23 protein-coding genes are annotated in these 24,309 nt (G+C 43.6%); 5 read left to right on the forward strand and 18 right to left on the reverse strand.

Going from position 1 to position 24,309, the window contains the following annotated elements; all coding sequences use genetic code 11:
* Positions 1–71: 71 nt before the first annotated feature.
* From ompV to F0265_RS15895, 10 genes are all read right to left on the reverse strand, one after another.
* Complete coding sequence (gene ompV, locus F0265_RS15850; protein WP_171749623.1) at positions 72–848, reverse strand: outer membrane protein OmpV; 777 nt, start codon at positions 846–848, stop codon at positions 72–74.
* An 82-nt stretch (positions 849–930) separates the two neighbouring features.
* On the reverse strand, positions 931–2,238 hold the full coding sequence (locus tag F0265_RS15855) for an ATP-binding protein (protein WP_171749624.1): 1,308 nt from the start codon (positions 2,236–2,238) through the stop codon (positions 931–933).
* Between the two features lie 22 nt (positions 2,239–2,260).
* The gene (locus F0265_RS15860; RefSeq protein WP_065739985.1) at positions 2,261–2,977 is read right to left on the reverse strand and encodes a response regulator; all 717 of its coding nucleotides are present in this window, start codon (positions 2,975–2,977) and stop codon (positions 2,261–2,263) included.
* A gap of 124 nt (positions 2,978–3,101) precedes the next feature.
* On the reverse strand, positions 3,102–4,352 hold the full coding sequence (locus F0265_RS15865) for an aromatic amino acid transporter (RefSeq protein ID WP_171749625.1): 1,251 nt from the start codon (positions 4,350–4,352) through the stop codon (positions 3,102–3,104).
* A gap of 139 nt (positions 4,353–4,491) precedes the next feature.
* Positions 4,492–4,998, reverse strand: a complete 507-nt coding sequence (locus tag F0265_RS15870; protein ID WP_171749626.1) for an outer membrane beta-barrel protein — start codon at positions 4,996–4,998, stop codon at positions 4,492–4,494.
* 129 nt (positions 4,999–5,127) lie between these two features.
* Positions 5,128–5,748: a ParB/RepB/Spo0J family partition protein gene (locus F0265_RS15875; RefSeq protein WP_171749627.1), complete on the reverse strand. Its 621-nt coding sequence runs from the start codon at positions 5,746–5,748 to the stop codon at positions 5,128–5,130.
* Between the two features lie 12 nt (positions 5,749–5,760).
* Positions 5,761–6,990, reverse strand: a complete 1,230-nt coding sequence (locus F0265_RS15880; RefSeq protein ID WP_171749628.1) for a DUF3440 domain-containing protein — start codon at positions 6,988–6,990, stop codon at positions 5,761–5,763.
* Positions 6,991–7,441: 451 nt separating this feature from the next.
* Positions 7,442–8,590, reverse strand: coding sequence for a hypothetical protein (locus tag F0265_RS15885; RefSeq protein ID WP_171749629.1), 1,149 nt, complete (start codon positions 8,588–8,590; stop codon positions 7,442–7,444).
* A gap of 374 nt (positions 8,591–8,964) precedes the next feature.
* Positions 8,965–9,306 (reverse strand): DUF3316 domain-containing protein, encoded by a 342-nt coding sequence (locus F0265_RS15890; RefSeq protein WP_006962405.1) that lies wholly within the window; start codon positions 9,304–9,306, stop codon positions 8,965–8,967.
* A 231-nt stretch (positions 9,307–9,537) separates the two neighbouring features.
* Positions 9,538–10,461 carry a LysR family transcriptional regulator gene (locus F0265_RS15895; RefSeq protein ID WP_021457111.1) on the reverse strand — a complete coding sequence of 308 codons (924 nt, stop codon included), beginning with the start codon at positions 10,459–10,461 and terminating at the stop codon, positions 9,538–9,540.
* Positions 10,462–10,821: 360 nt separating this feature from the next.
* Here F0265_RS15895 and F0265_RS15900 point away from each other — a divergent pair, with 360 nt between their 5' ends.
* Complete coding sequence (locus F0265_RS15900; protein WP_171749630.1) at positions 10,822–11,733, forward strand: omptin family outer membrane protease; 912 nt, start codon at positions 10,822–10,824, stop codon at positions 11,731–11,733.
* Between the two features lie 82 nt (positions 11,734–11,815).
* On the forward strand, positions 11,816–12,622 hold the full coding sequence (locus F0265_RS15905) for a phytochelatin synthase family protein (protein WP_171749631.1): 807 nt from the start codon (positions 11,816–11,818) through the stop codon (positions 12,620–12,622).
* A gap of 55 nt (positions 12,623–12,677) precedes the next feature.
* Here the strand turns inward: F0265_RS15905 and msrQ are convergent, their stop codons facing one another.
* Both msrQ and msrP read right to left on the reverse strand, forming a co-directional pair.
* On the reverse strand, positions 12,678–13,280 hold the full coding sequence (gene msrQ / locus F0265_RS15910; protein WP_301338235.1) for a protein-methionine-sulfoxide reductase heme-binding subunit MsrQ: 603 nt from the start codon (positions 13,278–13,280) through the stop codon (positions 12,678–12,680).
* The gene (msrP, locus tag F0265_RS15915; RefSeq protein ID WP_019276492.1) at positions 13,277–14,284 is read right to left on the reverse strand and encodes a protein-methionine-sulfoxide reductase catalytic subunit MsrP; all 1,008 of its coding nucleotides are present in this window, start codon (positions 14,282–14,284) and stop codon (positions 13,277–13,279) included. Before msrP ends, msrQ begins: the two co-directional genes overlap by 4 nt.
* Positions 14,285–14,461: 177 nt before the next feature.
* On the opposite strand from msrP, the gene F0265_RS15920 reads away from it, so the two are divergent.
* Complete coding sequence (locus tag F0265_RS15920; RefSeq protein ID WP_019276491.1) at positions 14,462–14,659, forward strand: DUF2986 domain-containing protein; 198 nt, start codon at positions 14,462–14,464, stop codon at positions 14,657–14,659.
* On the opposite strand, the gene F0265_RS15925 is transcribed toward F0265_RS15920, so the two are convergent.
* From F0265_RS15925 to nirB, 5 genes are all read right to left on the reverse strand, one after another.
* Positions 14,639–15,121: an NYN domain-containing protein gene (locus tag F0265_RS15925; protein ID WP_006962420.1), complete on the reverse strand. Its 483-nt coding sequence runs from the start codon at positions 15,119–15,121 to the stop codon at positions 14,639–14,641. The two genes, F0265_RS15920 and F0265_RS15925, sit on opposite strands and share 21 nt — an antisense overlap.
* 97 nt (positions 15,122–15,218) lie before the next feature.
* Positions 15,219–15,977 (reverse strand): uroporphyrinogen-III C-methyltransferase, encoded by a 759-nt coding sequence (gene cobA / locus F0265_RS15930; RefSeq protein WP_171749633.1) that lies wholly within the window; start codon positions 15,975–15,977, stop codon positions 15,219–15,221.
* Positions 15,978–16,122: 145 nt separating this feature from the next.
* Positions 16,123–16,971: a formate/nitrite transporter family protein gene (locus F0265_RS15935; RefSeq protein WP_019276488.1), complete on the reverse strand. Its 849-nt coding sequence runs from the start codon at positions 16,969–16,971 to the stop codon at positions 16,123–16,125.
* A gap of 126 nt (positions 16,972–17,097) precedes the next feature.
* Complete coding sequence (gene nirD / locus F0265_RS15940; protein WP_171749634.1) at positions 17,098–17,421, reverse strand: nitrite reductase small subunit NirD; 324 nt, start codon at positions 17,419–17,421, stop codon at positions 17,098–17,100.
* 12 nt (positions 17,422–17,433) lie between these two features.
* Entirely contained in the window at positions 17,434–19,989 is a 2,556-nt protein-coding gene (gene nirB, locus F0265_RS15945) for a nitrite reductase large subunit NirB (protein ID WP_171749635.1), read from the reverse strand.
* A gap of 532 nt (positions 19,990–20,521) precedes the next feature.
* Between nirB and F0265_RS15950 the strand changes: the two genes are divergently transcribed.
* Together F0265_RS15950 and F0265_RS15955 are read left to right on the forward strand one after the other, a co-directional pair.
* Positions 20,522–22,066, forward strand: a complete 1,545-nt coding sequence (locus F0265_RS15950) for a PAS domain-containing methyl-accepting chemotaxis protein (RefSeq protein WP_171749636.1) — start codon at positions 20,522–20,524, stop codon at positions 22,064–22,066.
* 447 nt (positions 22,067–22,513) lie between these two features.
* Positions 22,514–23,557, forward strand: coding sequence for a GGDEF domain-containing protein (locus tag F0265_RS15955; RefSeq protein ID WP_171749637.1), 1,044 nt, complete (start codon positions 22,514–22,516; stop codon positions 23,555–23,557).
* Positions 23,558–23,577: 20 nt separating this feature from the next.
* On the opposite strand, the gene F0265_RS15960 is transcribed toward F0265_RS15955, so the two are convergent.
* The gene (locus tag F0265_RS15960) at positions 23,578–24,243 is read right to left on the reverse strand and encodes a DUF2726 domain-containing protein (RefSeq protein WP_171749638.1); all 666 of its coding nucleotides are present in this window, start codon (positions 24,241–24,243) and stop codon (positions 23,578–23,580) included.
* Positions 24,244–24,309 lie beyond the last annotated feature (66 nt).

Consider the following 24,309-nt stretch of genomic DNA (forward strand, 5'->3'; position numbering starts at 1 on the left):
AGACGCAGCGGTTAAAAACAAAAGGAGGAAAGCCTGACAATTAGTCAGGCCTTGGGAGGTACTCGCTGAAATCAGAAGCGGTATGCGACAGTTGCGCCAACGGTCCACTGGTTTGCGCTATCAACAATTGGAGAGTCCGCAATGTTGTCGCCAAGACGAGTGTAAGCCGTCGTCTGGGTAAGTTCCCAACTGTCATTAATTGGAAGGATAAGCTTGTAGCCTAAGTTGTAAGACACATCACCGCTTCCTTTATACGCCTTGCGTGCTTGAGTCGCTTCTTTGTCTTTTACGCCAAAGTAGTAGTCGACATAATCTTTGCTTTGATAAGTCAAACCAGCAAATGGGACTAGGTCCATGCTGCCAACACTCATTGGCAAGAAGTAAGTGACACCCGCTAGGTAGCCATCGTAAGTATCGGTAACATCATGCTGAGCGTAAGTAGAAATGGTGCCTTGAGATAAGTGGAAGTCAGCGTTGATACCAAGGTCCAGACTCGCTTTGCGCTTATCCATCCCTTTCAGGAAATCTGAGGTGTCATGGTCATACATCAAGCCAGAGGTACCCAAGTAACCGCTCATGTTGAACATATCACCAGTATTACCTAGGAATCGGTAGTTGATCCCTTGCAGGCTCGCATTGAAATCTTCGCCTTGGTAGCCAAAGTTACCAAGAAGCGTCGCGTTATGTTTCTGATCCTTGTAGAGATCGCTTACGCCTGCTCCACCTAGTTCAGCAATCCAGCTATTTTCTTTGGTATAAATGTTACCGTTTCGGATGTATGTATCACCAGCAGCATGTGCCGTTGTTGCTGCTACTAGAGTTGAAACTAGAATCGTTAGCTTTTTCATCGTTTTGTCCTTGTGTTAACTTGTTATGAACACTGTACAAAACGATTCACCCTGACAATATCTTTACTTTGTCACGCCTTTGTCACCGTTTGTCAGACTCATCTGACATACGTGGGATTTGTAGAGTAAATTTGGCTCCACCAAGTAAACTTGCACCCACTTCGGCGCCTCCACCATGACGCTCAACGATCAATTTGACAATCGCCAGTCCTAACCCAAAGCCAGTATTGGCTTTGTTCCTAGAGGGGTCTGCACTATAGAAAGGGTCAAAGATAAAGTTCCAGTGATCGGTTGAAATTCCTGGGCCATCATCTTCAACAGTAAGTAGGATGGTTTCATTTTCTAACTTCGCCGAAAGCTGGATTTTCTGATCCGCATAGCGCAACGCGTTAGAAAGCAGGTTATTGACTGCCCGTTTGAGCAGTGCGCTGTCTGCCTCGACAAACAAACTATCTTGAATATCTAACGACACCAAGTTCATTTTAGTTTCGGGCAGTTTGTTCGTCAGTCCGTGCATAAACGGGTCGAGCTCAATGGCTTCAATGTTAAGTACTGAGTCTGGGCGCTCTACCTTAGCAAAATAGAGAAGCTCATCGACCATTTGTTCCATCTCTTCGGTATCTTCAATAATGCTGGCAATTTTATCGTGCTGCTCTTGAGTTAGGCTCTCGTCCTGGAGCATTTCAGCCTGCCACTGAATACGAAAAACGGGGGTTCTTAAATCGTGTGCGACGGAATTGGTAAGCGATCGGTTACTGGTAATAAGATCAGAGATCTTATCGGCCATGTAATTGAAACTGTCATTGAGAGAGCCAACGCGATGTCTACTGCCCGTTGGCGCTCTTGAGTTAAAATCACCTTGCGCGAATTTCATCGTAACCTCTTCAAGAGTGCGAACTCGCCTGCTTAAGAACCAAATAAGCCCTGAGGTGTAGATAAAGAACCCGCCCAGAATAAAACCCCAGAGAATATCGTCATCAAACTCTATGGCTTTGCGAAGATCAGACTCGACGTCAGGTTGGACTCGGTAGATGGTGTCTGGCGACGATAACATGAACCAGAAATCACGCTCATCGTCATAAAATGTGAATGGGTGAATACGGTCATTAGTGAAGTAGTTTTTCACTTCCTCCGGCACATCAGAACTCGGAAAAGCCGTCAATGTTTTCGCAGTATTGGCGATAAACTCATTCAGAACTATCAAAGCTTGATCTTTGCCCTGATGGTCTGAAATTGTCATTAGGACGTCCCTAAATGCGGCGCCCTCTAAGTCTTCTAGAACATAGTCATAGTCTGTATTCAGTTGATAAATAATGATTTCATACGCCACCAGACTCAGGGTGAACAACACCAACAACCCGAAAAATGCCTCAATGTAGATTCGGCGCATACCTCATTATCCTCAAAATTTTTTACCAACTATCTGGTACGAACAAATAACCTTTACCTCTGACAGTGATGATGCGTTTAGGTGTCGCGGAATTGTCACCCAGTTTTTTTCTCAAACTGACCACTTTGTTGTCGATCGTACGATCCAAACCATCGTATTCGATACCTCTCAACGTTTGGGTCAGAAAGTCGCGCGATAACACTTCATCCGGAGCGCTAGCCAGTATCCAAAGCAGATCAAAATCGCTGTCAGACATGCTCACCTGAGCGTCATCAAGAACACACACTTTGCGCGCTTGATTCAGGCTTAGTTGGCCGTATGTCAGAGTATTCACTGGTTTGGAATCAACCTCAGCAGACTGTTCCCCAACTGGGCCTCGCCTTAATAGCATCCGCATGCGAGCGAGTAATACGCGTGGTTTTATCGGTTTGCTGACAAAATCATCGGCACCAATTTCAAGAGCCGCAACATGGTCAAAATCATCATCACTTGCCGTCAACATTAAGACTTTACCGGAGTATTTCGCTCGAATCTGTCTACAAATTGTCAGGCCATCCATTCCCGGCAGCATCAGATCAAGTAAAAGCAGATCAGGCTGCTGTTCAACAATAGCATCAACGGCGCTGCTACCGTCTTCGAAAGTCGTAACTTCAAAATCTTGTTTCACGAAGTATTCTTCCAGCATTGAGCGAAGCTTTACGTCGTCTTCAACAATAAATAAGGATTGCAAAGAGCTCATCGACTATTTAACCAGAGTTCTGAATTTGAGATGGAATAATATTAGCTTAAAGCTATAAGGATTACCGTAACAAAGATGAGCTCAATAGATTTATTTTGAACACAGTTCAATTATGAGACGGGCACTAGCTACCATAAGTTGGCAGTCCACCGAAAAAAGAAACGATTTGAATAAAAATGATGAGCGCGCCAAAAAGTGATACACAAATCAACACCCAGTCACCACCGATGACTCGATAAGATGAATTCGGGTTCTCACTCAATACTGGATTTCTTAGTCTGACTTTTCTGACTAGCATCGCCGGAATAATGCACGCCCAAATAGCTGCCGCCGCCGAGGCATACCCAATCGCGACTAAAAAACCAAATGGGAAAAGTAACGAAATGAGCAATGGAGGAATAAATGTGGCGACCCAGGTCTTAGTTCGCCCTCTATTGTTGTCTTCAAACTGCAAAGCATCCGCTAAGAAATCGAATACACCTAGCCCAACGCCGATAAAGCTCGACAGAATAGCAGCAGCTGAAAATGCACTGATGACCTTATACAGATCTGCAGCAGACAGTGACGTCTTTAGGTGTTGGAGTAACACGTTGATGTCTCCACCCTGAGCAATGATTTCGGGAAACTCGGATCTAGATAGATTGCCGTAAACGCTCATAAGCCAAATTAGGTATATGCAAAGTGCGATAAAAGTCCCACCCAGAATCGCTTTCTGAGCTCTACGCTCATCCAAATAATAGTCACGCATACTCGATACTGTGTGGTGATAGCCAAATGAAGCCAGCGCAATAGGCAATAAAGCAAATATATATTGACCTTGAGCGAACTTGGTTTGGTTAACTAAGATATTAATATCAATGTTTTTGACTAGCCCAGTAACAGAAAATACGAAACTAAACCCCATAAATAACATAAGTATGACCGAAATTCGGTCAACCACTTTAGTCGAATGCCAAACAAAAATAGAAAAGAATACAACAAACAATATGGAAGCCAGTTTTGGATCGATTCCCATGTAATCATGAATAATCATACCGGATGAAGTAATATAGGCGTAAAGTAGAGTACCTCCGACAAAATAAATCATTAAATTGTTGATAAAACTAATACGCTTACCTAATAAATCTTTAGTGACCGAAGAAAAAGACGACCGATAAGGGTAGTCTTTGAGTGCTTCTAACAGCAGACAACCACTCGCAGACATAATCAGCATCGTTATGCTCAACACAATAGCAGACCACAAAGTCCATGCACCTGCTCCAGCGGTAGGCAACCCCAACATCCCTGCCCCTACACAAACACACGCAATGATGCAGGCTCCACCAAATGTCGATGGCTTCTTTTTACTTTGAGCATTGCTTTCAACATAATCCATATTTTTACCTTCCTGTTGTCATTACGCTACTTTTTTATTCTGGTCACCTTTAAAATAAAAAGCGCCAGAGATGTAACTCTAGCGCTTGGATTTACGTTGCAATCAATAATTATTTATTAATTAAACATTAAATTAACAACTAATCGAATCGGTAATTTAATCCAAGATTGACGCTATCTTGGTCAATGTTAATCTCATTATTTGTCAAGCCGAATGAATGTCTATAACTCGTTTCTATCACAAAGTTTTTATTAATGTTGTATCCAAGATTAATCCCCGCTTCGGGTCCAAAATCTGTTACTTTTAATAAATCACTGCTATACCTCGCGTAATTAATACCAGCTTCTGGAGCGATGTAAGCTTTTTGCTCAAGAAGTGCAAACTTTTTATCAACAGCAAAAGAGTAGTTATCAAGATCCTCACCATGATTAGACAATGTTGTGGCACTTCCTTTGATGCCAAAGTTTTCCATATCCGTCCCAGCCTGAGCATGTAGGCCATCCATGTTCTCACCGTAATGATCTAAGTTCACATGAGAATGATCATAACTCATGCCAAAGTAGGTGGAATAATCCCCCGAGCTAGCAGCGTTAACGCTTAATGGTACACAAACAGACATAGCAATTAACAATAGAGACTTCTTCATTTCTTTAACCTCGTTACTCTCTTATTGCGTAATTTATAAAATAAAACGTCGTTCAATTACAGGATCATAATTGCAATAATATATTCAAGAAATGTAAGAATTCATTCACTATTGCTGATGACGAAGCAGTCATTCCCAAGACTGCGAAAAATGCTGTTCTTTGAATTCAGCCGCTAATCCGCTGACTTGCTGCATTCTCAGTACTTCATCCTTGTCCATACCAAGCTCTTTACCAATACGTTCGTTACTCCATTCGAGTTGCCGAAGTGTCATGACCAAACTTGAGGTAAGCTCAACCTGATGGACTCCTCTCGCAATGTTGTGCCTGACTGATGTCGACATGCTGTTTTCCAATGTTTTATTAAAAACAACGCACGGAATATAGCCTGGAATAGGCTGAAGCTCAGGATGAGACTTTAGCAGTTCAAAACGATGAAAGCCGTCGATCAAAATGTAGTTGCCTGCGTGTTCTATCCGATTAACGATGATTGGCATCGTTAAACCATCTATTGCTATAGAGTGTCTTAGAAGCTTTCCTTCTGGTCGAGCCATTCTATTGGGGTTATAACTATTGGATTGGATGAGGTGGGTCGGCAATAGCTGAACATTACAAACTGGAGGAAGCGCAGGGATGGATTCAAACAGACAGGATGTAACGTTATTGTAGAGCTCAACCCATGCACCGATATTGTCAAGCTGTTGATTGAGGCGACTCACCTGCTTGAAAAAAGCTTTGCTTTCGCTGGTCATCAGACTATCTCCCTAAAACATCTCACGAACACTGGTATCACTACGCATAATGTTAACCGTTCGGGTATAACCAAACGAGAGGCCTCGACACCAATAGTCATTTTTTATCAGTACCTTACATATCCTCCTCCAACTCGGAACTTGCTTCATTGATTCAAGTTTTCTGTCTGCTGCATCTGGAATGTAATGAATTCCTTTATCCGGACCATGTTTTCGCCACCACCACAAAAACTTGAATATTCTCTCACGGTAATGCTGCTCCAGGTGTGGGGGCATGGTTTTCAATAGATACTCACTGTATTCACGGTAAGTGAAGCCGTCTGGCAACTCAAAACGATAGTAACCTAGTACCCTTCCCTGCTCTTTGGTATAACGAGCCCCAAAATTGCAACCTTCAACTCTTGAAAGCAATTTAATCCAGGTTTCAGGCTCAATCATCTGATATAACCACAAGCCCTTTCGTTGCTCATCCCCAAAAGGCTGACACAATCGCTGTTGAGAAAGTGGAACTCCTGCTTTTTGCATTGAATCGTAAACATGGTTGTAGTCCCAACTGAAACGTCCATTGGCAACCCAGATATCAGACACTTTCCAATCATAAATGGGGTAAGCCATAAAGACGTCTTTCTGCATTTTTGTTGTCCATGAACGACTTTGGTACTTCTCCTTTTTTCGATTTTTGACTGTGTTAAAACGATTAAGTGATTCATCAGCTCTCAAACCGATGAGTACCGCTATTTTTTCTACTTTACATTGCTGATACCAGCTAGCAAATTCGAATACAAAATCTTCAAATTCCATACCTGCATAAAAAAAGGGCCAAGCTTGCTCGCTACTTATCACACCCATAGAATTCGGGAGTCCTCTGACCCAGCGGTGTTTACTCTCTGGGTCCCAGCATAACCATTTGGGCTCAAACTGAGAGACTGAGTTACGCAAACTGAGCGGTAAACAGACCCAATATGGACGAATCTTATTGGAGTTGATCATGCGTTTAATAAACCTTTCCGTCTCCATGTACTGAGCTTCAAAGTCAACAATTAAAACATCAATAGGTAGACGGCCTCTTCGTTCTCCTTCTTCAATAGCTAAATTAAGTAGTACACCAGAGTCTTTACCTCCAGAAAAAGATACATAAAAGTGATTAAAATGATCAAATATATAGGAGACTCTGCTTTTAGCAGCTTCGAATACATCCTGCTCTAGCCATTGTTTTTTACGGCCTGTGTTGGACTTGGTCATATCTTGAGTTCCTCATGAACATGAGTGACGAGTGTTGCTTAGCGATTCGACAGAAATCAAAAGATTAAATAACTGGGAAATCGCTTCAACGATACAGTAAACACATAACCAAAGAATAATAATTCAGCTTCATATCAACACTTATGAAATAATCATCATTTAATCTATAAAAATTAATTTGAAAAGATAATTAATCCTTAATAACTAATATATGGAGCTGTAGAAGCGTAAGCTGACTTTCGTGGAGTGACGACAACTGCTCAATTTACAGCGTCTTGTGGTTCGTCGTTGCTTCCTTTCCCTACAGAGCTAGTTTGGACATCTAGACGTGATTAGCTGTGTGCTTTGGGGTGACTCTTCTCACCCCACTTTTTTATCTACTGTTCTGAAACACAAGTAGCGTAAGTTCGTTTCTCGGGTAACAAACTTAACCTCTGTCCTGTCAGCATATTTACACTAACGTAATGAAGCCCCCCTTATCCTCAGACCTAACATGTGGCATTCCTGAAGAGTAAAAGTTATACATTGGCCAACCATAAGTTGAACCTACAGACATTGATGTTAATTCAGTCAGTTCTTCAAGATTAGGTTTTCGCCAGTTGCTTCTCCCATTGAAGTTGATCGCCGCTAAATCTGCACAATAACGTTCATGCTGACCAAACTGCCCCTCATCAACTGGCTTACCAAAATCTTTTACATTCTGGTCGTACCCATCATTTCTCATTAGAGCAAACGCATTAGAACCACTTCCTCCGTCAACCGTAAACCCGCTATGTGTATAACCTGAGTTATACATTGTGTTGTCAGAGTAATACCACATGTAGTTCATCACCATTACTCTAGGTGGTTCAGTAAACCACTTTCCGTCTGCTTGCCCTGAACTGCCTACGATAATATGCAAGCACTCTTCTGTTAGATTGGTCCTATCTGTGTTCCCTTCCACACCACAAGTTTCCAACTGCCTTGGTGTCTCAAATAGAATCACTGGTGTGAGTAAGCCATTGTACTCTGCTTGAGCACTAAACTTACCTTTCGCACCAGCAATCAATCGACCTTCAGAGTCGATGGTATAACAAGGCTCTCCATTACACTCTTCTGAAACAGCATTCCACGAGACTTCAGCAGTTACCTCTTGCAGCTTTAAATCATCGTCTAATGAATAAATCTCGATTTGAAAAGGACGTCCTGACAGCTCTTGATTTTGTCTTTGAACATGAGGAGCAGAATTTGGTGGCATCGGTGAGCGTGTAAATTGGTAATGAAGTATTGCAGTATCCGTTGGTGTATCCGCGTCATCTGGACGGCCACCACTGGAGTCCTCATCGCTCTGGCCTGTGTCTTCCTCAGGGGAATCTAAATCAGAACCTCCATCACCAGAATCTGAGTTCTCTTCAGGGTTAGATGTTCCACTATCTTCTTCACCTTGCCCATTAGATGGTTCATCATCTTCCGCGTCTTGATTTACATCATTGTCTTGATTGGAATTGTTATCGTGGTTTTCATCTGTGCCTGATGATGTACCTTGCGTTCCGCCGTCAACTTCGCTTTGTGACAGCTCTCCACTATCACCGCAGCCTGACAGACCAATCATAAGACTCAAGCTACACGCTAATAAACTTGAACGATGCAATCTTGTATTTTTATTAGTAGAGCTTATATTTAATCCTCACCTGTGAATTTAGATATTTACTTGTTCAAAACTGAGCAAGCGAGGTGAGAATATTTATCCCTATGAGTTTAAACGAATAAATATATTTAATTTATAAAATATAAAACCATAACATCTTTATTTAAGATACTAATTTATTGGTATTTATATAAATTAAATGATAGAAGTTGAATTATATGGGTGGTTGATTCAGTGTGACGAGAAGTTAATGACGTTATAGATTGATTTGCGGTTAAAAATTATTCGGAACGTAAGCCCTAGGGAAATCCTTATCTCCTAGGCTTAAGGCAGTAAATAGACTCATATTAGTCTTTTTGTTTCGCTTTAAATTGGTAATCGAAATTCAGGATAGAGCGATACTTCACCTCTCCACGATTACTTGCGTACTCTTCTACTTTCACTTTGAAGTCATCCAATTTGATGTCGCCTACATGTGAATAGCCTAATGTTGCAAACTCGTTTTTGCGCTCTGCTTGGGACATGTCCTGCATAGAATCTTTCAAATTGAAGCCAGCTTCATAAGCCGCCGTTTTGCTATCAAATGAACCCGCAGAAATGTTTTGCTCACCGCTGATGTTAACAAAAGAAGAAGCGAAAGCAGAAGTTGCTAGTAACATAGTAGAAGTAAGAGTAATTAAACGTTTCATAATTATTTCCTCACATTTTGTATTTAGTAAGATTGGTTATACAGAATGTTTCTCCAATCGACAGAGCCCATTTTATATTGCACAGTCGTGCAGTAAATAGGCATTCTGTCCATTCATTGTGGAAAATATTGCACCAATATATGTCACACCAATGTCACTAAATGGTTGGATTTTGCACGTAGAGTGAAAACAAAAAGAGCGCCTGATAGGCGCTCTAGATTGAACTGGGTATCAATGAAACCGTTGTTCCCAAATTGGCGGGGTACCTATGATTTCTTCAACAGCTTCAATGAAAAATTTAACCAAAGGTGGCTGGTTTCGATGTGAATACATGGCGTAAATACCACTCTGTGTGTAAATATCAGCATAGGGGAGCAGCTTCACCAACCCCATCTCATTGAGAGGTTCTGGCAGCATAAAATCACAGATCAAACCGTAACCAATACCCGCTTTCATACCTTCTATCATCAACTCGGCTTCATTAACAAAGTACTTACCGTTCATTTCGTATGAGGTAAGTTCATCCCCATTTGTCCCACTAGACATTTGGAATCGGTCTGCGGTCATGCTGCCATTGGTATACACAATAGAAGGGAGAGAAACGAGCTCCTCTGGCGTTTCTGGGTTGCCATGAAGTTCAACAAACTCTCGAGAGGCGAGAAGTGAAAAGTCATTCGGTGCGATTTTTTTGGCTACAAGGTTTGAATCCTGAAGTTTGCCGATGCGGAACACAACATCAAAGCGTTCACCAATCACATCCACCCTACGATCATCCAAAATCAGTTCAATGGTGATTTGCGGATACTTCGCCATAAACTTTTCGATAGCAGGCTGAAGGTACATACGACCAAAAACCGTCGCGCTTGAAATTCTTAAGTGGCCCTTGGGCTCATTGTGGTAGGTATCTGCAATATTGCGGGTATCAGCCAATAACTCTCTGACTTTTCTGGCTTGGTGAACAATATCCTGCCCTGCTGATGTCAGCGCTAAAGAACGTGTCGAGCGATTGAGCAGACGCACACCCAGTGTCTCTTCCAGTTTTTTGATCTGCTTAGACAAGACAGAGCGATCCATATGTAAACGTTCAGCTGCTTTTGCAAATGACCCTGACTCCGAGACCTCAAGTAACATTTCCAGTCGATTTGCAAAGTCCATACTACCTCCAGTTTATTACAGCCAAGCTTACTTATTGATAAGGCGGATATATTAACTCAAAGAATTACATAATGATTATAGACTTATTGTCTATAGTTCATTTCTTTAATGTCCATAATTACTATTCGCGGCGAATTCTCCTTAATACAAGGAGGTTAATGCAACACAAACCAGCTCTCTGGTTTTCGCTCCTCAGTATTGACCTCAATCTCAGGTAATCACCTGATATTTCGCTTTTCGTCCAATTTTTATACTCCATCCAATTTCATGCTGATTAGTCAAGCTAGTAGGCCTCTGGAATTCACCACTATTTCAATCATTTGGTTAAACATTTGTCATACCGGAGTATTTAAAACACTTATGAAACAGTTAACTTTGATGCTAATTCCGCTCGCACTGGCGCCTAAAGCTATGGCAGCAGGCGATACGAATAATGTCACGCTAGAAGGATCTCTTGGCGTCTTGAATGGCTCATCAACGGAACTGGTTTACGACAGTACAGGAAGGAAGCTGAGTCAGCTTGACTGGGAGATCGATAATGTCCCGATCATCAAGTTAGGCGCTGCTTGGGATATTAATGAAAACTGGACGCTAAAGGGTAGTTTTTGGTCTGTGCTGACTGATGATGGCGACGCTCATATGGAGGACCGCGATTGGCTTAATGCTAATCAATCATCACCGACAGACATATCCATAAGCCCAGACACTAAGTTGCGAGATGCTCATGAGGTTGACATCAATGCAACCTACTGGCTGCTCAGCGAAAGCAGCTACAAAGTCGGTGCTCTGGCAGGCTATCAATATAATCTCTTCAAGTGGGACGGCATTGGTGGCACTTATTCCTACAATAATGGAGCTGACGTAGGCTCTTTCCCAAACGTCGTAGGCATAGACTATAAGCAGGAATTCAGCGTGCTATATCTTGGACTATCTGGAGAATACAAGCTGGATAAATCGGACTTTGGTGCGCAAATCAAATGGAGTCCATGGGTTGATGCAAAAGATGTAGACCATCACAACATGCGCGATCTGACCTTCTACGAGCAAAGCAATCGTAATTCCGATTTTCTCTCGTTATCGCTCAACTATGGTTACCACTTTACACCAAGCATGAAGCTATACGCTGAGTATGTTTATACCAAATACTCTGAAGCGAAAGCGGATACCACCATCGTTGACAACAGCTCTGGTGACTCTGGAGTAGTGCCTAATGGCGCTGGTTTGGATAACCACAATTCAACCGTTTCAGTTGGCCTGAAATACACATTCTAGTCACGAATAGGTGACTCAGAACGGTGCATGCGTTTGCGCCGTTCTTTTCTACACTCCCCAATCATCATCGGAATACAATCTCATGAAACACTCTATTAAATGGTCTCTGGCAGCTTTGATTATTAGCTGCAGTTTTAACGCACTGGCGGCAAAAATTGTCTATTGGGACGATGCTGAATCTTTTGAACGCTTGGTTTCGTCAGAAAACAAAACAGACTTTGCTCGCCTTTCGGTTTACTACCAACCGCAAGAAAACAAAATGTTCTGTGGTGTCGCATCGGCTGCGATGGTGCTCAATGCGCTGCGTGTTGATAGGACACCAGAGCAGATCCCACTTGATTCAAGTCAGTTCTCAACATTGGAATCCGGCTACCTGCCAAATGGCGGTGGCAATGTCGAGCACTCAGATAAATCCTATGTCAGCTGGTCTCCTCTGTTTCACCGTTATACTCAAAACACCGTGTTAATCCACTCACCTAAATCCAGAATTGAAATCCTAGGCAAGCCCGCGAAAGGCAGCCAGTTTAACGACTACGGGTTGCAGCTTTCTCAATTCGTCGATCTGGTTAAATCCAATGGCGCTAAAGTCGTCAGCTACGAGCTACAAAACATTGACGATATCGACGCAATTAAGGCCAATATGGTCACGGCACTGAGTCAGCCAGAACATTATCTGGTGGTAAACTATGCTCGAAAAGGCGTTGAGCAAAAAGGTGGTGGGCATTACGCGCCAGTGGCGGCTTATGATGGAGATTCGGATTCATTTCTCATCTTAGATCCTAACAACGCTGACTACTTGTGGCATTGGGTTGATGCCACCAGCATGATCAAAGCGATGAATACAATCGATGTTGACAGATACCGCGGCTACGCCATTATCTCCGACTAATAAAAGGCCAGTAAACCGTTTGGTTTGCTGGCCTTTCAACACTTCCCTTAAACGATTAGCGAAGTAATCGCTGTTTAAGCGTTTTCCAACGAACACCAAGTAACACAAGGGCTATCAGAATATAGATTGTTGGTTCAGTGACCTCAGACTTTACCGACCAGTAGAAATGTATCGGTGCAAGCAGCAAGGCTAAATAAACCCAATTATGTAGCTTTTGCCATTTTGCTCCCAGTCTACGCTGCATTGCTTTGGTCGATGTTACAGACAGCGACAACAATATCAGCCACACAGCTCCACCTACGGTGAGATAAGGACGTTTGATGAGCTCCGAAGCCAGTAAACTCCAGTCCAAGCCCAGATCCAGCGTCGCATAGGCGACTAAATGTAATACCGCCCAGAAAAAACTATACAGCCCGACCAGTCGTCTGACTCTGACTAACGCCCCTTGCTTGGTCCATTTCGCTAATGGCGAGACCAGTAAAGAAACAAATAGCGTATTGAGTGCACTGATACCCGTGTAGTGGATGATTCCCTGCACTGGGTCACCACCTAAATCACCCGCGAGAGCCTTGAGCACCAACAGCAGCAAGAAACTCAAAGACACACCATGGATAACTACCTTCAGCCACGTAATCGCCCTTGGAGACAACCTCATCAATAGAACTTCCTCAAGTCCATATTCTTGTAGAGATGAGCGACTTCTTCTTCATAGCCATTAAACATCAATGTAGGCTGTCTGCGGCTGCTAAATAAGTTACCTTCACCGATAAAACGTTCGCTCGCCTGACTCCATCGTGGATGATCGACCTGCGGGTTCACGTTGGCATAAAAACCATATTCATGGGGTGCAAGTCTATTCCAAGTGGTTGGTGGCTCTTGATCTGTCAAACGAATACGCACAATAGATTTGATACTCTTGAAGCCATATTTCCATGGCACAACTAAGCGCAAAGGCGCGCCATTTTGGGGAGCTAAGGTTTTGCCATACAAACCTACTGAGATAAGCGTTAACGGGTTCATCGCTTCATCCAGTCTCAGGCCTTCAACATAGGGGTAATCGATACTACCGCCCCAAGAGTTTTGTCCGGGGAACTGCTCAGGGTCGTAGAGTGTTTCAAAAGCAACGTATTTCGCTTCACTCTTCGGATTGGCCATTTTGATGATGTCAGACAGCGGAAAGCCAATCCAAGGTATGTTCATTGACCATGCTTCTACGCATCTCAGGCGATAGATACGTTCTTCAAGAGTGAACTTGTTGAAAATATCTTCATAATTCAACGTTATCGGATTACCGACTAACCCATCAACTTTGACGCTCCAAGGATCGGAAACAAAACCACCTGATTTTTCCGCAGGATCTGACTTCCCTGTTCCAAATTCATAAAAGTTATTGTACTTCAGTACTTTGTCTTCAGGTGTTAATGAAAGGTCAGCTTGATACTTATCCGGCTTTGAGGCAGATAAATCAATACGGCGATCTTGGACAGGCTCCTCTTTTGATGAGAACAGATCCAAAACACCCGCCTGAGAGTTCGCCGCCAACGGCACACCGACAACAGCAATACCCAGTTTTTTTAAAATGTCTCTTCGCTCTTTATACACCGACTCTGGTGTTGCCTCGTTTTCAGATAACGCCCAGCGATGATTTTTCTTTATCCACATAGTCTTCCCCTGATACGACTTACTCACTGAGCAAGAAACAAATCGATTGTTCAATGATTTAACCAGACCGTACTAACGTCAGATCTCTTTCATCAAAAACGCAGATAATCTTGTTAAGGTGAAGTGTGGTACAAAGTCTGTTACTATGCGCGCCCCTCTGAATACTGGGCGACAACGATGAACCGTAAGAAGAAAATTAACCAGATCCTAAAAGCGAAGCAGAAAAAGCAAAACGCTAAGCTACATAAAAGCAACAAGCCTCGCTACATTTCAAAAGCGGAAAGAGCAAAGCTTGAAGCAGAAGAGCAAGAACAGCAAACCGCTGCACAAGCGGAAAATGAAGAAAGCGTAGACTCAGGTTCGTCTGAGCAATAATTCCTCTTCAATCGGGATGAACTTATCGCACACGTCGATTAGTGACTGTGCGCTAAGGCCCGGCACACCAAATACATCCACTTTGGTGCCAAACCTTTCTTGGACTCGTTTGACTAACACGTCAAAGTCGCCATCTCCAGATAACAGAATAACTCGGTCAACCTTGCTGGCAGCTTCGTACACATCCAAAGCAATACCCACATCCCAATCGCCTTTGGCACTGCCATCTTGTCGTTGAATAAATGGCTTCAGTTTAACGTTAAAGCCAATACCGCGAAGGATATGATGAAACTGTCTTTGTTTCGGGTCATGTGAAGCAATCGCATACGCATGAGCCTCAGTGACATCTCGACCTTCCGTTGCAACGTACCAAAACTCATTGTAGTCAAAGTTTGCGCGGTACTTTTCTCGTGTTGTGTAGTAGATGTTCTGGACATCAACGAAAATGGCGACTTTTTCCATCAGGAATCCTGTTTAATCAATAACGCAGGCATAGTAACAGTTATTGAACTCAAGCTGTTGGTTTTCTATGGATTCTGATGCGATAGGCAAAGACTCTTTAATTAAACCATTTAAGCGTATCGTGCAGCGAGGTCACGCTACCAACAACAATAAGCGCAGGGCTGTTCGCTTGCTCTGCCAGCTTGGGTAAGTCTTTTAGCGGCCCAGTGAATACACGCTGTTCGCTGCGTGTTCCGTTTTCAATAATGGCGCAAGATATCTGCTCATCCAAACCGTTTTCGATAAGCTTGGTGGTAATTCGCTGACTCTGCTTTAGACCCATATAAAATACCAGTGTGTTGTTAGATTGGGCCAGTGACTGCCATTCAATTTCCCGACCATCTTTCTGCACATGACCAGTAATAAACTGAACACTCTGAGCGTGGTCACGGTGTGTCAATGGAATTCCAGCGTAGGCAGTTGCGCCAGCTGCCGCTGTTATGCCCGGTACCACTTCAAAGTGAATGCTATGGACAGCCAACTCTTCCAGCTCTTCACCACCACGGCCAAAAATAAATGAGTCACCGCCCTTGAGCCGAACAACACGTTTTCCTGCCAGTGCTTTTTCCACCAAAATCTGGTTGATTTGCTCCTGAGGCACGCAATGAAAATCGAGTTTCTTGCCGACATAAATCATCTCAGCTTGAGGATTGGCTAGCGCCAATATCTCTTTAGAGACAAGGCGATCATAAACGATCACTTCTGCTTGCTGTATCACTCGATAGCCTTTCACGGTTAGTAAATCTGGGTCACCGGGGCCAGCGCCAACAAGAGAAACAAAACCACGTTTTGGAGAAGAGTTAGGATGAGCACTCATAGCCGTACCTGCTGATTCAAATTTGGATATAAAAAGTAGCGCTCAATCAAAGTACTCATCGAATCACGACTTTTTATCGCCAAACCTTTAACCGTATAAAAGGACTCTGCGAAGGCCCCATGCTGCACCATGGGGCCACATCAATTTATTTCGCCATTGCAGGCTTAGCTTTAACTTCCTGCTCAGAATCAATTGATGGAGCAGTTTTCGCGTGAGTCAGGTAAAGAGGAATACAAGTGAACAACAGGCCACCAACGATGTTACCCAGAATCGTTGGAATAAGGTTGAAGTTCAGCCAAGTTGCAATACCGAAATCTGCACCAAGAATCATACCCAGTGGGAACAAGAACATGTTCACAACCGTATGCTCAAACACCAAGGCAAAGAAGATGAAAATCGGTAGCCACATTGCGGCGATCTTGCCAGCTACACTTCGGGCAGTCATGTTACCAATCACACCAAGGCAGACCATCAGGTTACAGAAAATGCCACGTACAAAGCAGGTAATCCATCCGTCCATTCCCATGTTTTCAAAACCAACGGTGCGCGCTGTTGATACCGCGATAAATTTCTTAACCACAGCGTTAGGGTCTAATGAGAAATTGCCCGTCAAAGAAATGGCAACCAGGTAAGCAACAATCAGTGAGCCAATCAAGTTACCAAGGCCAACCAATCCCCAGCAACGGAAAATCCGGTTCCAGGTGATCCCTGGTCGGTTATCAAACTTGGCGAGAGGTGCGAGGCCAAATACACCAGTGACCAGATCGTAGCCCATCAGACTTAGGATACAAAAGCCGACTGGAAACACTAAAGCACCCACGATACCGATGCCTGTCTGTACGATAGTCGTAATGGCGACCACAACCGCCAAAGATAAGATGATACCTGCCATCGTGCCGCGCAAAATCAAGTCACGCGTACTTGTTTTGGTTTTCGCTTCGCCGACATCGATCATGGTTTGTACGAATTCGGCAGGTTTTAATGCAGAAGACATAGCTACGTCCTTATTAAAAATTTGAAAGTTAAAAGTTGAAATTGAATAGTGAAAGGCTTGTTGCTTCACCTGCTCCCCAATGGAAGCAACAAGCCTTTAAGCTATTAAATCTCTTCTAGCACCCAGTTAAGCCGAAACTTCAACCTGACCTTTAACAACACGTGTTTTGTAAGCTTTAACACTGAATTGTTCGTCTTCCATACAGACTCCCGTTGATAGGTTAAAGCGCTGCTTTTTCAGAGGACTAGCGACCCACAACTCCTGCTTATGTTCGACGATCAACCCACGGGAAAGGACATTCGACTGGTAGAACGGATCAGTGTTGCTGATTGCCATCACTTCTTCAGCATGAGAAGGACGGAAAATGGCGACCTGCTCCCCAGAAACCAACGCACACACGCCAGTGCCCGGGGTGATGTCTTCAATACTGCATACTTTTGTAAATGCCATGATGTTGTCTCCCTAAACTAACTCGACGTGAAGGATGTCACCCTTCTCTTCTGGATGTTTTTCTGTGTATGTCGCCGGACGATGCTGTTCACGCTCTTGGACAAAGACAACATTGTCATCACGTTCATCTGAGTTTATGAAATGTGCGAAGCGCTTTAGCTGGGCTTCGTCGTTGATGGTATCTGTCCATTCACAACGGAACTCTTCTACTAGCTTGGCAACATCGGCTTCCAGTTGTGCATTGATACCGAGTTTATCGTTGACGATGACTTCTCTCAGGTAATCAACACCACCTTCGAGATTTTCCATCCACACTGAAGTTCGCTGCAGTGGAGCGGCCGTACGAATGTAGAACATCATGAAGCGGTCTATGTATTTGATGAGGGTGTCTTTATCGAGGTCACTCGCTAGAAGGTCAGCATGTCTTGGCTTCATTCCGCCATTACCACACACGTACATATTCCAGCCTGCGTCTGTCGCGATGATACCTAAGTCTTTGCCTTGTGCTTCTGCACATTCACGTGTACAACCCGATACACCAAACTTCATTTTGTGTGGGGTACGGATGCCTTTGTAGCGGTTTTCGATCATCACGCCAAGGCCAACAGAATCTTGAACGCCATAACGACACCAAGTTGAGCCTACACACGTTTTTGCCATGCGAAGCGCTTTGGCATAGGCCTGCCCTGTTTCATAGCCTGCAGCGATCAGCTTCTTCCAAATCGCAGGTAGGTCGTCCTTCTGAGCGCCAAACAGACCAATACGCTGAGCACCGGTAACTTTGGTGTAAAGGTTGTACTCGGCAGCAACTTCAGCCAATACCTTAAGCGCCAGAGGCGTCACTTCGCCACCAGCCATACGAGGAATCACAGAGTAGGTTCCGTCTTTTTGCATGTTGCCAAGGAAGTTATCGTTAGTATCGTGAAGTTTTACCAATTCAGGCTTTAGAATGTGCTCACCCCAGCACGACGCGAGGATTGAGCCCGCTAGTGGCTTGCACACTTCACAGCCATATCCCTTGCCGTATTTTTCTAGCAATTCATCAAATGTTTTGATTTCTTCAATACGGATAAGGTGGAACAACTCCTGGCGAGAATAAGCAAAATGCTCACACACATCATTTTTTACTTCGACACCCACTTTGGCTAATTCAGCGTTTAGCACGGATGTCACCAATGGAATACAACCACCACAACCCGTCCCTGCACCAGTTACCGCTTTGATATCACCGATGGTGTGATGACCTTGGGCCACGGCTTCAGCAATCTTGCCTTTTGTGACATCAAAGCAAGAACAAATAACCGCTGATTCAGGAAGTGCATCAGCCCCTAGCGTTGGCTTTTCTGCCCCAGCATGAGCCGGAAGAATTAGCGTGTCTGGATGTTCTGGAAGCTCGATTTCATTGAGCTTAAGTTGCAGTAAATCGCCGTAATCTGACGTGTCACCCACCATAACCGCGCCAAGCAACTTCTTGCCGTCTTCAGAAACGATGATTCGCTTGTACACTTCCTGCTCTTCGTTTTGGTAAACGTAGCTCTTACACCCCTGTGTACGCCCATTTGCATCACCGATTGAACCCACTTTGACACCAAGTAGTTTAAGTTTCGCAGACATGTCCGCGCCTTCAAACTTGCTATCGTTACCTAATAGATGGTCAACAGCGACTGTCGCCATCTTGTAACCCGGTGCCACAAGACCATAAAACGTGCGATTCCAAGATGCACATTCACCGATAGCATAGACATTTTCATCGGTGGTCTGGCAAGAATCATTAATCTCCACACCACCGCGTGGTGCGATACCTAATCCCATTTGGCGAGCAAGTTTGTCTTGTGGTCGGATGCCGGCAGAAAACACGATAAAGTCCGTCTCCAATTCGCTGCCGTCAGCGAATCGCATTACGTTTCTTGCTGTTTTGCCTTCTGATACAATCTCTAGGGTGTTCTTGCTAACGTGCACCGTTACGCCCATACGTTCAATTTTCTGACGTAACTGATCACCGCCAGCCTGATCTAACTGCTCAGCCATCAACTTAGGGGCAAACTCCACCACATGAGTTTGCACACCTAGCGCTTTCAGTGCACCTGCTGCTTCAAGGCCAAGCAAGCCACCACCGATAACAACGCCAACTTTGCTGTTCTTAGCACACGCTTCGATCGCCTTGAGATCCTCAATGGTACGGTAAACAAAACAGTCTTTGCTCTCGTGACCTTTAATTGGTGGAACGAAAGGAAAAGACCCGGTGGCCATAACAAGTTTGTCGTACTGAATTTCACGTCCAGTGCTTGAATAAACGATCTGCTTTTCACGATTGATATTGATAGCACGTTCGCCCATCAAGATATTGATATTGTGCTTTTCGTAAAAGCCTTCCTTTACAAGAGAGAGCTCATCAGCAGTATGGTGGGAAAAGTAAGAAGAGAGATGGACACGGTCATAAGCGACACGAGGTTCTTCACAGAAGACAGATATTTCATATTGAGAAACATCCGTCTTCTCAACGAGGTCTTCTATGTAACGGTGCCCGACCATGCCGTTACCTATAATGACCAGCTTCAACTTGCTCATAGTACTTCCTAAGGGTTAGGTTCTTATCACTATGTGCATTGTTAAATGTGAAAGGAAATTAATACATGATGTAAATCAATTACGAAATTGAACTACCCCAAAGGGGTAGGAACAAGATTTAAACAGATAATTTACGTATGTAAATTACAATAATGAATTTTAGATCCCTTATAAAATGAAATAATGTGTATTTTCTGTAAACACATCTTCACAGAAACTCAGAACGACAATGCTCGGCTTAACAAACTGAATACAATTGCAATCGAGCACATATGAATAATTGGAATTAACCTCTCAACAAAAAGAAACAATATGTAACAAGGTTATTTTTGCAGCAATTATTTGCGAGCAGTCAAAGTTCGCTGAGCAGTTTGTGAATAGTTAACTCAAATTGATTTAGGTCATTTATAGAACTTTTGCCCTAGGGATAGCATGGCGCGGTAAATCAAGGAAAAACCAGAAGTAATTTAGCAAATGGTGATAGACCGCTAGCTGAAATACGCCGTCATACTATTTGAGATAACCAATAAAAATGAACAACCAACAGCTCAACAAAGACTATTGCGCCAATGCCAATCTGATATCAACCACGGATCGATCCAGCCTAATAACTCATGCCAATGAAGACTTCTGCGATATTGCAGGCTATTCAACTGACGAATTAGTGGGCAACCCCCACAATATGGTTCGTCATGATGACATGCCCAAGCAAGCATTCGAACAGATGTGGGCCTACCTTCAACAAGGTAAAAGTTGGATGGGTCTAGTAAAAAATCAATGTAAAGATGAAGCTCACTATTGGGTATCTGCCTTTGTAACTCCGATTAAAAACCCTGAAGGTGACATCGTTGAATATCAGTCGGTTCGTTCTAAACCCGATTCAGAACAGGTTGAAAGAGCTGAAGCGCTTTATCGTCGGCTACAACAAAATAAATCGGCAACAAAACCCAGGCTGCCACTGCACAAGCTCACATTGGGCTCTTCTGCGTTACTGGCATTATTGTCGCTTTTAATGCTGGGTACGACCCCGAGTGTTCTCAGCGCTGCAATTACCTTAGTTGCCGCAATGATGACATTTGGCCTCGCGTACCAGTACCGACGCAGTAAAAGCATGGCAGCTCTCGCCCAGCAAGCCTATAGCAACCCATTGATGGAAAAGCCCTACACCAACCACTTTGATGACTACTCTCAAGTCGAATTAGCGCTAAAAATGAAGCAAGCCGAACTGCGAGCAGTGACCGCTAGGGCAACGGAAACGTCCGGAGAAATCCTGATTTCAGCAGAAGATGAATTTGGCACGATTCAATCAATCGGACAAAGCCTAGATCAGCAATGTCATGAAACTGAACAAGTTGCAGCAGCCGTTGAACAACTCACCCACTCCATCAATGAAGTCGCAAGCGGCGCATCTGCGGCATCAATGCTCGCTGAAGAAGCCGATCAAGAGTCTGAAAAAGGGCTAAGCAGCATACGTTCCACCATTGCGGAAGTCACATCCCTTGAAGCTGAACTGGCACAAGCACAGACGATCATCAATCAGTTGTCCCAAGATAGCCAAAAGATAGACAGCATCTTAGAGGTAATCACAACCATCTCAGAGCAGACCAATCTTCTCGCCCTGAATGCCGCAATCGAAGCGGCGCGAGCCGGAGAAGCTGGCCGCGGTTTTGCTGTAGTCGCGGACGAAGTGCGAAATCTGGCATCGAAAACTGGCTCCTCCGCGAGTGAAATTCATACCATGATTCGCCAATTGCAAGAGACCGCTGAAAATGCGGTAGGTGCAATGGAAAAAGGCATTACTCTTTCAAGTCGATGCAAACATCGCGCGGATGAAACGGGGGAAGTTCTCAGTACCATTTCAGACAAATTGAACCAAGTCACCGACAGCAGCATCCAAATCGCCACAGCTGTCGAGCAACAGGCTAGCGTGACTCAAGAGATCAACCGCAACATCATCAATATTAAACAATTAGCGGAAGACACTTCTCAAACATCACAATCTTCAATCGAACGAACCAGTCACTTGGTCGACAACCTCGAAGGACTTGAACGATTAATGAAGCAATTCCAGAAATAAGTTAGGAGCCTTCGGGCTCTTTTATTCATATCGACCCGCTCTGATAACTACAAAAAGATCACTAAAAACAGGTCAAATCAGCCCAACATTCTTATCAATGATACAAACTTCAGCTTAATCGAACCTCATAAGTAGCATTTATCTACTTTTTGTCGCATTTTTGTGACTTAACTTAAGAAACTGAACTCATCATTAAAGGTGATGTTAGTTCCACTATTTGATAATTTTCTGATTAAGTATAGACTGGTAAAAAGATGATATAAATTGACTATTTTGTATACATTACATTAACTTGTGCACATAACCCCCGTATAGTTTTAATACGCTGTATCATTTATAGTCTTTAAAGTGTGATCTTTGTTCAGTCTTATGCTTGATTCCCTATACGAAAAGCATACTATTGTCTGATATTCATACTTAAGCATATTCCTACAAAGGCTACTCAAGATGGAGCTTGACATATTTAACCCTTCCAGACAGTTACGTCGAGCAGTCTTGTTCTGGCTAAGTATGCTTCTTGCCCTGATGTCATTGATTATCGCCACTATTAATGTCTTTTTTGGCGTTTATCATCTCTTGGCCATCATTCAGAGTCTTTTTTGTAGCTTTTCTCTTTACGTCGCTTTTAATAGCTACCGAAGTTCTGCCTCTCTTTTCCTCTCAAACTGTTACGTCTATAGCATCATAGGTTTGGTTTATTTCACGACATTGGTGTACCCGATAGAGAATGGTTTGTTCCTCTGGAGTTTCCTCTACCCTGTTTTGTTTTATCTTATTCTGGGTAAACGGTACGGATTTGTCGCAACCTTGATTGGCTTCGTTAGTCAGCTATTCCTTGTAGTTGATAAATCGTTCGTGGATGGCGTTGTCAGCTATTTAGGGCTCATCGTGAACTTTGCGCTCGCCTATCTCAGCGTCTGGCTAGCTAGCCACATTCTTGAAGTCAAACGTAAGACATCAGAAGCTTCACTGGGGCAACTTGCTTCACGCGATGCTCTCACCAGTGTCTATAATCGCCACGCCCTGATTCATAACTTTGACCGCTACCGACAGGAAAGCGAAAAATTGCCTTTGTCGCTTCTGGTTTTGGACTTGGATTACTTTAAACAGGTCAATGACGAATTCGGCCATGATATTGGTGATAAGGTGCTCGTTCAGACAGCTGCACTAATTGATGGATTAAGTGATGAACACTTGGTGTATCGCATTGGTGGGGAAGAGTTCTGCATCGCTCTGCACAATACCAATATTCAACACGCCATGATTAAAGCTGAGCAAATCCGAATGGCGATTGAACGTTACCGATTCAACAGTAAAGAGCAACCCATCACACTAACAGCAAGCATTGGTATATATCAGTGCGATTTATACAACGATCTAGAAAGCGTACTAAAAGAAGCAGATAAAGAGCTGTATAAAGCCAAGAAGAACGGGCGCAACCAAGTCATGGTGTGCAATCAAAAAGAGCAAGCCATGATGACCTGCTCTTAATCACTGTTACTTACCGATGACTACTCATCTATTCCATCTTCATCAAACACAACATTGTAGTTTTCTGTATAAGTGCACTGTGGCTGACGGCTGCAGGTAAAGAAACGACGGCCTTTAAACTCACCTTGAGAGGCAGTCTTAATCACCATTGGGCTGCCACAGCGCTTACAGAAACGGATCTCTTTCTCCGGTTCAATCAAATCAATATGAGACGCCAGTAGACGGCGCAGCTTACCAACCTGATAGCTGTGCTTAACTGAAGTGCCGATCAAAGGAATACCTGACGATTTACACACGTGCATTAATAGCTTCTGGCGCTCTATTTTGCCTTTGTCGAGCGTCCTGCCATCGTCCAGTTCTATTGCTACACGAACCTGAAGTGTGCGTGGGTCGCAAACTACGTAATCAAAGTAACTCTTGGCAATGCGGTTGTTGGCAATAAACCACTGCTTTTTATCGGTAGCCAGTGGGGCAACAATGTTTGCCATGTTCACTTTAGCCATAACAACACCGTGCTGGCCTACCGCAGTCATCAGAGCATTGTAAAATGCCGATTCCTGCATATTCATCAAAGGGCCTTTTTTCTTATAGGCGCTGTCTTTTAATTCATCTTGTTTCAAATAACGCTTTTGTACAAAGACAAAAAATAAAACCAACAAAACGACAACGATGAAAACACTTTCCATTTCGCTTTAACTACTCCCACCACTGAGGAAATGCATGAAACTCTTAAAGAATTTATACGCTAACTT

Source organism: Vibrio sp. RE88 (assembly GCF_013113835.1).
Lineage (GTDB): Bacteria > Pseudomonadota > Gammaproteobacteria > Enterobacterales > Vibrionaceae > Vibrio.

Bases quoted from the DNA above. Each gene is read 5' to 3' on its own strand.
- F0265_RS15925 (WP_006962420.1), bottom strand. From the start codon at position 15,121: ATGGAAAAAGTCGCCATTTTCGTTGATGTCCAGAACATCTACTACACA.
- F0265_RS15905 (WP_171749631.1), top strand. From the start codon at position 11,816: ATGAAACACTCTATTAAATGGTCTCTGGCAGCTTTGATTATTAGCTGC.
- F0265_RS15860 (WP_065739985.1), bottom strand. From the start codon at position 2,977: ATGAGCTCTTTGCAATCCTTATTTATTGTTGAAGACGACGTAAAGCTT.
- F0265_RS15950 (WP_171749636.1), top strand. From the start codon at position 20,522: ATGAACAACCAACAGCTCAACAAAGACTATTGCGCCAATGCCAATCTG.
- msrP (WP_019276492.1), bottom strand. From the start codon at position 14,284: ATGTGGATAAAGAAAAATCATCGCTGGGCGTTATCTGAAAACGAGGCA.
- F0265_RS15895 (WP_021457111.1), bottom strand. From the start codon at position 10,461: ATGGACTTTGCAAATCGACTGGAAATGTTACTTGAGGTCTCGGAGTCA.
- nirB (WP_171749635.1), bottom strand. From the start codon at position 19,989: ATGAGCAAGTTGAAGCTGGTCATTATAGGTAACGGCATGGTCGGGCAC.
- F0265_RS15870 (WP_171749626.1), bottom strand. From the start codon at position 4,998: ATGAAGAAGTCTCTATTGTTAATTGCTATGTCTGTTTGTGTACCATTA.
- F0265_RS15900 (WP_171749630.1), top strand. From the start codon at position 10,822: ATGAAACAGTTAACTTTGATGCTAATTCCGCTCGCACTGGCGCCTAAA.
- cobA (WP_171749633.1), bottom strand. From the start codon at position 15,977: ATGAGTGCTCATCCTAACTCTTCTCCAAAACGTGGTTTTGTTTCTCTT.
- nirD (WP_171749634.1), bottom strand. From the start codon at position 17,421: ATGGCATTTACAAAAGTATGCAGTATTGAAGACATCACCCCGGGCACT.
- F0265_RS15955 (WP_171749637.1), top strand. From the start codon at position 22,514: ATGGAGCTTGACATATTTAACCCTTCCAGACAGTTACGTCGAGCAGTC.
- ompV (WP_171749623.1), bottom strand. From the start codon at position 848: ATGAAAAAGCTAACGATTCTAGTTTCAACTCTAGTAGCAGCAACAACG.
- F0265_RS15935 (WP_019276488.1), bottom strand. From the start codon at position 16,971: ATGTCTTCTGCATTAAAACCTGCCGAATTCGTACAAACCATGATCGAT.
- F0265_RS15920 (WP_019276491.1), top strand. From the start codon at position 14,462: ATGAACCGTAAGAAGAAAATTAACCAGATCCTAAAAGCGAAGCAGAAA.
- F0265_RS15890 (WP_006962405.1), bottom strand. From the start codon at position 9,306: ATGAAACGTTTAATTACTCTTACTTCTACTATGTTACTAGCAACTTCT.
- F0265_RS15875 (WP_171749627.1), bottom strand. From the start codon at position 5,748: ATGACCAGCGAAAGCAAAGCTTTTTTCAAGCAGGTGAGTCGCCTCAAT.
- F0265_RS15865 (WP_171749625.1), bottom strand. From the start codon at position 4,352: ATGGATTATGTTGAAAGCAATGCTCAAAGTAAAAAGAAGCCATCGACA.
- F0265_RS15960 (WP_171749638.1), bottom strand. From the start codon at position 24,243: ATGGAAAGTGTTTTCATCGTTGTCGTTTTGTTGGTTTTATTTTTTGTC.
- F0265_RS15855 (WP_171749624.1), bottom strand. From the start codon at position 2,238: ATGCGCCGAATCTACATTGAGGCATTTTTCGGGTTGTTGGTGTTGTTC.
- F0265_RS15880 (WP_171749628.1), bottom strand. From the start codon at position 6,990: ATGACCAAGTCCAACACAGGCCGTAAAAAACAATGGCTAGAGCAGGAT.